Annotated in this window: 8 protein-coding genes and 1 pseudogene; 6 read left to right on the forward strand and 3 right to left on the reverse strand. The window is 45.8% G+C overall.

Annotated features, from left to right (window positions below; genetic code table 11):
• The first annotated feature begins 16 nt into the window (after window positions 1-16).
• Window positions 17-1,423 (forward strand): D-alanyl-D-alanine carboxypeptidase/D-alanyl-D-alanine endopeptidase, encoded by a 1,407-nt coding sequence (dacB, locus tag BXY_RS11240; RefSeq protein ID WP_015531946.1) that lies wholly within the window; start codon window positions 17-19, stop codon window positions 1,421-1,423.
• Window positions 1,424-1,655: 232 nt separating this feature from the next.
• Here dacB and BXY_RS11245 read toward each other — a convergent pair whose 3' ends face one another.
• Both BXY_RS11245 and BXY_RS11250 read right to left on the reverse strand, forming a co-directional pair.
• Entirely contained in the window at window positions 1,656-3,155 is a 1,500-nt protein-coding gene (locus BXY_RS11245) for an acetyl-CoA hydrolase/transferase family protein (protein ID WP_008641525.1), read from the reverse strand.
• A 134-nt stretch (window positions 3,156-3,289) separates the two neighbouring features.
• Window positions 3,290-3,760 (reverse strand): hypothetical protein, encoded by a 471-nt coding sequence (locus tag BXY_RS11250; RefSeq protein WP_004302860.1) that lies wholly within the window; start codon window positions 3,758-3,760, stop codon window positions 3,290-3,292.
• A gap of 336 nt (window positions 3,761-4,096) precedes the next feature.
• Here BXY_RS11250 and miaB point away from each other — a divergent pair, with 336 nt between their 5' ends.
• Window positions 4,097-5,479 (forward strand): tRNA (N6-isopentenyl adenosine(37)-C2)-methylthiotransferase MiaB, encoded by a 1,383-nt coding sequence (miaB, locus tag BXY_RS11255; protein ID WP_008641530.1) that lies wholly within the window; start codon window positions 4,097-4,099, stop codon window positions 5,477-5,479.
• A 196-nt stretch (window positions 5,480-5,675) separates the two neighbouring features.
• On the opposite strand, the gene BXY_RS11260 is transcribed toward miaB, so the two are convergent.
• A complete protein-coding gene (locus tag BXY_RS11260; protein ID WP_008641536.1) occupies window positions 5,676-6,389 on the reverse strand; it encodes a LexA family transcriptional regulator in 714 nt (237 codons plus the stop codon).
• A 441-nt stretch (window positions 6,390-6,830) separates the two neighbouring features.
• Here BXY_RS11260 and BXY_RS11265 point away from each other — a divergent pair, with 441 nt between their 5' ends.
• The 4 genes and pseudogenes from BXY_RS11265 to BXY_RS23555 all read left to right on the forward strand — a co-directional run.
• Window positions 6,831-7,151 carry a hypothetical protein gene (locus tag BXY_RS11265; protein WP_008641543.1) on the forward strand — a complete coding sequence of 107 codons (321 nt, stop codon included), beginning with the start codon at window positions 6,831-6,833 and terminating at the stop codon, window positions 7,149-7,151.
• Window positions 7,139-8,029 carry a DUF4373 domain-containing protein gene (locus BXY_RS11270; RefSeq protein ID WP_008641544.1) on the forward strand — a complete coding sequence of 297 codons (891 nt, stop codon included), beginning with the start codon at window positions 7,139-7,141 and terminating at the stop codon, window positions 8,027-8,029. Before BXY_RS11265 ends, BXY_RS11270 begins: the two co-directional genes overlap by 13 nt.
• A 122-nt stretch (window positions 8,030-8,151) precedes the next feature.
• On the forward strand, window positions 8,152-8,655 hold the full coding sequence (locus tag BXY_RS11275; protein ID WP_008641545.1) for an HU family DNA-binding protein: 504 nt from the start codon (window positions 8,152-8,154) through the stop codon (window positions 8,653-8,655).
• A gap of 84 nt (window positions 8,656-8,739) precedes the next feature.
• Window positions 8,740-8,868: pseudogene (locus BXY_RS23555) on the forward strand (N-acetylmuramoyl-L-alanine amidase); the annotation flags it as partial.

Here is an 8,868-nt window from a genome sequence, read left to right on the forward strand (position 1 = left end):
TCATAAACAGTGTTATATGAAAAAAAGTCTTTTGTTAGTCGCCCTTTCAGTTTGTTTGTTGCCACTTTGGGGACAACAGAATTTCTCCCGGATAGATTCGCTTATCAAGAAGATGCTCCCCGAAGCATCCGAAGTCGGCATATCCGTCTACGATCTGACGGCTAAGAAATCACTTTATAACTATCGTGCGGAGAAACTTTCACGTCCTGCCTCTACCATGAAGCTGTTGACGGCTATTACCGCACTTTCCCGCCCCGGAGCCAACGAGCCTTTCCGCACCGAAGTATGGCACGATGGCGTGATAGAGCATGATACCTTGCAAGGCAACCTGTATGTGGTAGGCGGATTCGATCCGGAATTTGACAGCCAGTCGATGGATTCATTGATAGAAGAGGTAATCACTTTCCCTTTTTCGGTTATTAACGGGCAGGTCTATGGTGACGTTTCAATGAAAGACTCCCTTTATTGGGGCAGCGGATGGGCGTGGGACGATACACCTGCGGGTTATCAGCCTTATCTCTCTCCGCTGATGTTCTGCAAGGGGACTGTACAGGTTTCCGTAGTTCCATCCACGGTGCAGGGCGATACGGCAAGTGTTTCCTGCCAGCCTCTGTCTTCCTATTATACAGTGACGAATCAGACGAAAACACGTACCTCTTCTGCCGGGAAATTCTCTTTCACAAGAGACTGGCTGACGAATGGAAACAATCTCCTTATTTCGGGCAATGTCACTTCGATTCGAAAAGATGATGTCAACATCTATGATTCTCCCCGTTTCTTTATGCACACTTTCCTGGAACGCCTTCGTGGGAAAGGAATCACGACTCCCCAGTCGTATGGCTTTGCCGAATTACCTCGCGACAGTGTGAGAGTAGAGCGTATGGCTTGCTGGAACACTTCTGTGCAGAAAGTGCTGAACCAACTGATGAAAGAGAGTGATAACCTCAATGCGGAAGCATTTCTCTGTCGCCTGGGAGCGCAGGCTACGGGAAAGAAGCAAGTAGCTGCCGAAGATGGTATTGTCGAAATAATGAAGCTGATCCGCCGCCTGGGGCATGACCCGAAAGATTATAAGATTGCCGACGGTTGCGGACTGTCCAATTATAATTACCTCTCTCCTGCCCTGCTGGTGGATTTTCTAAAATATGCGTACTCGCAAACAGAAGTGTTTCAGATGTTGTATAAATCACTTCCTGTTGGCGGGGTGGACGGAACTTTGAAGTTCCGGATGAAAGGTACTCCTGCTTTTCGGAATGTTCATGCCAAAACAGGCTCGTTTACGGCAATAAATGCGCTTGCAGGCTATCTGAAGATGAAGAACGGACATGAAGTGGCATTTGCCATTATGAACCAGAATGTACTTTCGGCGGCTAAAGCGAGAGCATTTCAGGATAAAATGTGTGAGGTGATTATTGGGAAATAGGCTGATATGAATACATTAGCCCGTACAACCAAAGTGGAATTCCGTTGTTGAATCCGATTTCTATGTTGTCAAGGGGCAGGTACTATTTTCCATGGAGGGCTCTTTATTGATTCTTCTATAAAAAGACAATTGTATTCTCTAATAAGCAAAAATCGTAGGATTTTGTTTACCAGAGAATACAATTATACTTGTTTTGAATCGAATACTGTAAATTCTATACTATATATTATATTTACTTTGAGTATTCAGCCCAATTAGTATTCTTCATATCGCCACTCTTAGCCAACTCTGCGTGCATACCAAGTGCAGCCTGAATAGCGTGTGGAGTCTGTGCCCGGTTACCGGCCAGTTTGAGGTAATCCCAAAGAAGCTCTTTGTAGTCAGGATGTGCACAGTTTTCGATGATGGCTTGTGCGCGTTCTTTCGGGCTCTTGCCACGAAGATCGGCAACACCTTGCTCGGTGATAACGATGTTGACATCGTGCTCCGTGTGGTCGTGGTGGGATACCATCGGTACGATCGCGCTAATCTTCCCTTCTTTGGCCACAGACGGACAAGTGAAGATAGAGATGTAAGCGTTGCGGGTAAAGTCTCCCGAACCACCGATACCGTTCATCATTTTTGTTCCGCCGATATGGGTAGAGTTTACGTTGCCGTACAGGTCAACTTCGATGGCTGTATTGATAGAAATGATACCGAGGCGGCGTACTATTTCCGGGCTGTTTGAGATTTCCGACGGACGGAGAACCAGTTTGTCGCGGAAGAAATCCATATCGTTGTAGATGCCTTCCAGACAATCATTTGTAACAGTCAGTGAACAGGCGCTACCGAATTTGATACGTCCTTCGCGAATCAATCCGATCACGGAATTCTGGATTACCTCTGTGTACATTTCGAATGCAGGAATCGTTTTATCACGTCCCAATGCACCGAGTACGGCGTTGGCGATATTTCCTACACCCGATTGCAAAGGCAAGAAACTGGACGGGATAATACCGCGTTTCATGTCGGCTGCAAGGAAGTCGGCAACATTCTGGCCGATTTTGTCGGTCAACGGATCAGCGGCAGCGAAAGAACGCGCTTCGTCCGGCCAGTTGGTTTCCACTACGCCTATAATCTTTTTCGGGTCTATCTGAACGTAAGGCAGTCCGATACGGTCACTCGGTTTATAGATCGGTATTTCGCGGCGGTAAGGCGGGTCGAGCGGTTCGTATACGTCGTGCATACCCATACCGGATTTGCTGTGTGCGCTGTTCAACTCCACGATGATCTGGTCGGCAAGACGGCAGATGGTCGGGGCGATGCCGCCGGCGGCAGTCAGATAAATTTTTCCGTCTGGAGTTACTTCGCAGGCTTCGATGATGGCTACGTTCACTTTGCCCATGAACCCGTAGCGCACTTCCTGTGCCATTTGTGAGAGGTGTATGTCGTTGTAGGCAATCTCTCCGTTGTTCACAGCTTTGCGGAAGTCGGCGTTGGTAGTATAAGGAGCGCGGTAGCGGATGGCTTTGGCGCGTGACAGTACGCCGTCACAGGATTCCCCTGTCGATGCGCCTGTGAAAATTCCTACTTGAAACGGGTTTCCTTTCGCATGTTCTGCTTCAGCAATTTTTGCGAGTTCGGCTGTTACAGCCTTGGCCGTTCCGGCGGGAGTAAATCCGCTTAGGCCGATGTTGTAGCCATGTTTGATTAGGCTTGCAGCTTCCGCTGCCGAAATACGATTGAGTGACATAAATAGTAAATTTCGTGTTAAATACAGTTGATATTTTTATTGATAATTAATTCTCTGTTTGTACGGCCTTGTACCAATGCTTGGCAATGACTCGTCACATAATGATTCGAAACTCAATGAGTTTACGGGCTCTCTCAATACTTCCGTTGAAGTATCTCTCCCCAGATAATAGCGCGGCGGGCTTCTTCTGCGGAGTGAATCGTGAAATCATGTTCGTTATCAGTTGATTCGGTGTGAGAGTTATAATGAGAACCTTGTTGGGAATTTCGTTTATCTTGCGCGGCACTGTTTGCCAGGGATGCGGAAACGGATATTTCTTCTTTTTTTCTTTTCTGCTGCGCCGCTGGTTTCGCCGTCTGTTTGGGAGACTGTTGCGGTGGCGTCTGTTTCAGGGGTTTAGGCTGGAATAATTCTTCCAGCGACTTGGGGCCACCCCATGCCTCGGGCATAGGAACTGCATCCGGAGCTACTTCAACGGGGGATGGCATCGGGGAAACGGGGCGTTTATTCTTAGCTTTTTTCGATTTACTATTCTTATTCACCTCTTTGAATATTCCCACAAGAATGACACCTGCTATCAAGAGAAATTTCAAAAAATCTTCCATTGTGTTTCACTGCTAATTAGTTATCTGCCAAAGTTACGTATTTTATCTGGTTCAGGCTAACATTTTATTATGAAAAAAGGGCAGCTTCACAGCTCCCCTTAATTTTTTTAACCTAAACCTTAACTATGAAAAAATCTAATGTTTCTTTCATTGCACAAATGTGAAAAATAAATTTAAATTTGCCAAGCATATCGCCTAAAAATGTTTATTCTCTTAACATAAATTACAAATTTGCTTGCCAAATCATAAGTTTTTGCGTTATTTTGATATCAATTCACTACTTATTGAAAGCGAAGCCGTATCTTTGCATCCGAATTTTTAAACTAAGATTTGAGTATGAACGAATTAACGGGAGCGGACTTTAAATCCGCAACTGAAATGAAGGATGACAACAAAAAGTTGTTTATCGAAACCTATGGCTGCCAGATGAACGTAGCCGACAGTGAGGTGATTGCCTCGGTGATGCAAATGGCGGGTTATTCCGTAGCCGAAACGCTGGAGGAAGCCGATGCCGTGTTTATGAATACCTGTTCCATCCGCGACAATGCGGAGCAGAAGATTCTGAATCGCCTGGAGTTTTTCCACTCGCTGAAGAAAAAGAAAAAGCATCTGATTGTAGGTGTACTGGGCTGTATGGCCGAACGGGTAAAGGATGATCTGATAACGAATCATCATGTAGACCTCGTTGTGGGGCCGGATGCTTACCTGACGTTGCCCGACCTGATTGCGGCCGTAGAAACCGGTGAAAAAGCAATCAATGTGGAACTTTCTACTACCGAGACTTATCGGGATGTGATTCCGTCGCGTATCTGCGGCAATCATATTTCGGGTTTTGTATCCATCATGCGTGGCTGCAATAACTTCTGCACCTATTGTATCGTGCCCTATACTCGTGGACGCGAGCGCAGCCGTGACGTAGAAAGCATCCTGAATGAAGTGGCAGACCTCGTGGCGAAAGGCTATAAGGAAGTCACCCTGTTGGGGCAGAACGTCAACTCTTACCGTTTTGAAAGACCGACAGGCGAAGTGGTTACTTTCCCGATGTTGCTCCGAACAGTGGCCGAGGCTGCTCCGGGAGTGCGTATTCGTTTCACGACTTCCCATCCGAAAGATATGAGCGATGAAACGCTGGAAGTGATTGCGCAAGTTCCGAATGTGTGTAAACATATCCATCTGCCTGTGCAGAGCGGCAGTTCGCGTATTCTGAAACTGATGAACCGTAAGTATACCCGTGAGTGGTATCTGGACCGGGTGGCAGCTATCAAACGTATCATCCCCGATTGCGGACTGACTACCGATATTTTCTCCGGTTTTCATTCTGAAACGGAAGAGGATCATGCCTTGTCACTTTCGCTGATGGAAGAATGTGGATATGATGCCGCTTTCATGTTTAAATACTCCGAACGTCCGGGAACGTATGCATCGAAGCATCTTGAAGATAATGTGCCCGAAGAGGTGAAAGTCCGTCGCCTGAACGAGATTATCGCTTTGCAGAACCGTCTGTCTGCCGAATCCAACCAGCGTTGCATCGGTAAAACGTATGAAGTGCTTGTAGAAGGAGTTTCCAAGCGTTCGCGCGACCAGCTGTTCGGCCGTACGGAGCAGAACCGTGTGGTGGTGTTCGACAGAGGTACGCACCGTGTAGGTGATTTTGTCAACGTGCGTGTCACGGAAGCCAGTTCGGCTACGCTGAAAGGGGAAGAGGTCGTTTCAAATTAGTTTGCAAGAGAATTTTAAGATCAAACAAATATTGCACGAATTAGCAGATTATTTCATTTAATGTGCTTCTTACGGCTTACTATATTTCTCATTGCAGAGGACGTAAAAAACGCAGAGGTATTATTTTTTTTAATCTCTGTGTCTTTTGTGTCCTCTGTGTTTTTTCCGTGTTCTTGGCTCTCTTTTACGATGAGATTCACATCATCATGTGCCTCCTAATGGAGAACTTCACAATCGCCATTGCATTGATGGACGCAAATGGAATGTCCATCGGTTCGTGGTGTGTATTGTAGCTCACTAGTTTGAGATATCCCTCCTTATCGGAACGGTTCACGTATTTCACTGCCAGATACTCGTCTCCGTCAATCATAAACGACACCAGATATATTTCCCCGTAAATGACATTATCGAAGCTGCTGATTTCTTTATATCCGATAATGTCTCCCGATTTCAATATAGGATACATGCTGTCTCCGTTGACGTAGACTGCTCCGTCGCAGACGGAAATATTCGGAATTAATATCTTTCCCAGTGCATACTGCTTTTTGTTGGTGAACAATGTTTTCAGGTTCGCAGCTGCCGTAATATCGTATAATGTCACGCTACGGTCGTCTATTGGTTCGGGTGTTTTCGGATTGTGTATAATCTCGACTTCTCCCTGCACCAGTTCGCTTTCGCAATATCTTGGCTGGTGTTTCGGATTTCCCTTTCCCAATAATAGCCAATTGTAGTCCACCTTGTCCCCGAATTTATCGAGTAACAGGCGGAAGTCAATACTATTTCGTGCACCCCAATTGGATACTGTGGCGCGTGAGACGCCTAAATATTCAGCTAATTCGCTGTCGTTCTTGAAGTTTAGCACCTGTTTGGCACGCTTCACTATTCCTGTAACATCCAAAAATGTATCCATTCTATTATCGTTTATTTTTGATGTAAAAATTCATAAACTCGTTAATTGCTCATTGATAATTTGTTATCTACTTTTTTAAAGTTAATTCTCAAAATCGTTTGTTTTCTTTGCGAAAACTGTTTTATCTTTGTAACAATGAAATCACAAAGATGTTTCAAAATTATAAATTTTAAATAGAAAAACCATGAGAAACCGCAAAAAGTTTACGAAAGGTTGCAAAATACCTCATTCACCCCCTTTTTAAGGAAGCCGTGCCGGACGGGCGGAAGTAATATTGAGCCCGCTTACACCATCTATATATCTTGCGTGTAGCGTCTATATACCCAATGTGCAGCCGATATATCTCCAATATACAGCAACTATATGTCCTGCGTGCAAGCGATATATCTCTAATATACACACGAATGTTTAAATATGAAAATTGTAAAAACGGAAAGCAGTATGGAAACCATTATGAATCAATCTCTACACATCTGCGGATGTTGCAAGCGTAAGCTCCCACAGGAAGCCTTTTATATGAATCAGCGTACCCGGGCTTCAGATAATTACTGCAAGGAATGCCGTAAGGCAAACACGCGCAGACATCGCAATCAGGATAAAAATATATCATTTGAAAACAAACCTCTTTCTTATCCGGTAATAACCGAGGTAAAGGACTACGCTTTGCGGATGCTCCTTATCCGCCATGCCCGTCAGGTGGTGGCGGACAGTATTCGCCGGAAGCAGGAAAAGGAAAAACTACACGCACTATGGGAAGAATAAAACAGGGGTTGGATTATTTCCCCATGAGCACCAGTTTCATGCACGACCGCGTGGTGCGTCGTGTCATGAAGCGGGAAGGTGATGCTGCTTTTGCCACATTGGTAGAAACGCTGTCGTACATCTATGCCGGAAAAGGATATTATATCTCTGCCAGTGATGAGTTTTACGATGAACTGACGGACAGCCTTTACAATACGGATATGGATGATGTGAAACGTATCATCGCCCTGTCCGTGGAATGTGGTCTGTTTGATGCCGGGCTTTTCCGCCAATACGGCATCCTGACTTCCGCCGATATCCAACGGCAGTATCTCTTTATCACCAAGCGGCGTAGCAGTTCGTTGATAAAGCCGGACTACTGCCTGTTGGAAGCGGAGGAACTTGCATCGTACCATTCTTCTCAAAGTAGCAAAAGCTGTGCGGATGATGCTGATAACGAAACAGTCGATGCTGTAACATCAACTGCTGATTCTGTAACATCAAACACCGATTCTGCAACATCGGAAGCCGAAATGTCGACATTGGGTACACAAAACAAAGAAAAACAAATTAAAACAAACCAAAACAAATTAAACCACCTCTCTGACTCTCCTCAAGGAGAGAACGGAGGAGGAAAAATCTTGAAAAGAAGGAAGGCGATGACACAGGACGACATCGACAACCTGCAACCACCGTCCGACGGCACGCCGCGTAACTTCGAGGGACTGCTGGAGAACCTTCACTCTTACAAGATTCCGCCTTCCGAGCAATATGCCATTATCCTGAAAAGCAACTTCGGAGCTATCGGAAACTCTGTGTGGAAGGGATTCAGCAACATTCGCGGGAGTAATGGAAAAATCAAATTGCCGGGGCATTATCTTTTGAGCGTAATTAATTAATTTATGAACGCACTTTGAAAAAATGATTGGGTCAGTCTGAATAATACCCGTATCTTTACAGTGTCATTAAGCTTAAGGACAACACTAAACTAATTTATTAACACGTAAAAACTATTACAATTATGCCAGTATTGTACAAACCCTTCCAGTCCGTTCTGGAAGACAAGAACAAAAAGAAATTATTTCATCCCCGTGTGATATACACGGCCAATGTGTCAACCACCCAACTCGCCAAAGAGATAGCCGCTTACTCGTCTCTTTCCACCGGTGATGTGAAGAATACACTCGATAATCTGGTGACAGTGGCTGCCCAGCATCTGCAAGCATCGGAAAGTGTAACGCTCGACGGCTTCGGGACTTTCCGTATGGTGATGAAGTCCAACGGCAAAGGTGTGGAACTGCCGGAAAAAGTATCGGCTGCCCAGGCTTCCCTTACCGTCCGCTTCTTGCCCAACTATACCAAGAATCCTGACCGTACCACCGCTACCCGCTCTTTGGTGACAGGTGTCAAGTGTGTCCGTTTCGACCTTGCCGATACTTCGGCTTCGGGTGGCGGAAATAGCGGTGAACCCGATGACGGTGGTGGTTCCGGCGGCAGTGGAGAAGCACCGGATCCGGCAGCATAGCCTGTCTGTATGACGCAACACAAACACGAATGGCTGACTAAACGGAACTTTTTAACTGGACTAGTAAACTAATTATCCACTAACATGCGAATTATTAATTTAATCGTGGTGCACTGCAGCGCCACGCGGGGGGATTGTACGCCCTCTCCGGAAGATTTGGACCGGCTGCACCGACGTCGGGGATTTAACGGAACAGGCTATCACTACTACATC

This window comes from Bacteroides xylanisolvens XB1A, from assembly GCF_000210075.1.
Taxonomy (GTDB): domain Bacteria; phylum Bacteroidota; class Bacteroidia; order Bacteroidales; family Bacteroidaceae; genus Bacteroides; species Bacteroides xylanisolvens.

Bases quoted from the DNA above. Each gene is read 5' to 3' on its own strand.
- dacB (WP_015531946.1), top strand. From the start codon at position 17: ATGAAAAAAAGTCTTTTGTTAGTCGCCCTTTCAGTTTGTTTGTTGCCA.
- BXY_RS11245 (WP_008641525.1), bottom strand. From the start codon at position 3,155: ATGTCACTCAATCGTATTTCGGCAGCGGAAGCTGCAAGCCTAATCAAA.
- BXY_RS11250 (WP_004302860.1), bottom strand. From the start codon at position 3,760: ATGGAAGATTTTTTGAAATTTCTCTTGATAGCAGGTGTCATTCTTGTG.
- miaB (WP_008641530.1), top strand. From the start codon at position 4,097: ATGAACGAATTAACGGGAGCGGACTTTAAATCCGCAACTGAAATGAAG.
- BXY_RS11260 (WP_008641536.1), bottom strand. From the start codon at position 6,389: ATGGATACATTTTTGGATGTTACAGGAATAGTGAAGCGTGCCAAACAG.
- BXY_RS11265 (WP_008641543.1), top strand. From the start codon at position 6,831: ATGGAAACCATTATGAATCAATCTCTACACATCTGCGGATGTTGCAAG.
- BXY_RS11270 (WP_008641544.1), top strand. From the start codon at position 7,139: ATGGGAAGAATAAAACAGGGGTTGGATTATTTCCCCATGAGCACCAGT.
- BXY_RS11275 (WP_008641545.1), top strand. From the start codon at position 8,152: ATGCCAGTATTGTACAAACCCTTCCAGTCCGTTCTGGAAGACAAGAAC.